General features: G+C 48.0%; 1 rRNA gene. It reads left to right on the top strand.

What is annotated here, in order from left to right:
* Positions 1 to 32: 32 nt before the first annotated feature.
* A 16S ribosomal RNA gene (locus ACYVBS_RS14720) occupies positions 33 to 513 on the top strand; the annotation flags it as partial.

Here is a 513-nt window from a genome sequence, read left to right as displayed (position 1 = left end):
CCCTAGCCGGGTGCCCCGGGGGCGGCGGCAGGTGAGATATCTGGTTGATTCTGCCAGTAGTCATATGCTTGTCTCAAAGATTAAGCCATGCATGTCTAAGTATAAGCAAATTGTACGGTGAAACTGCGAATGGCTCATTAAATCAGTTATCGTTTATTTGATAGTACCTTACTACATGGATACCTGTGGTAATTCTAGAGCTAATACATGCTAAAAACCTCGACTACGGAAGGGGTGTATTTATTAGATAAAAAACCAATGCCCTTCGGGGCTCTCTGGTGATTCATAATAACTTCTCGAATCGCATGGCCTTGCGCCGGCGATGGTTCATTCAAATTTCTGCCCTATCAACTTTCGATGGTAGGATAGTGGCCTACCATGGTGGCAACGGGTAACGGGGAATTAGGGTTCGATTCCGGAGAGGGAGCCTGAGAAACGGCTACCACATCCAAGGAAGGCAGCAGGGGAAGTCGGAGGCCAAGCGGTCTTAGGAAGACAAAAGACTTGGCCAAC

It is taken from the genome of Lysobacter olei (genome assembly GCF_054777355.1).
Note: the sequence above shows the minus strand (reverse complement) of the source record. Positions and strands in the feature narration are given on the sequence as shown.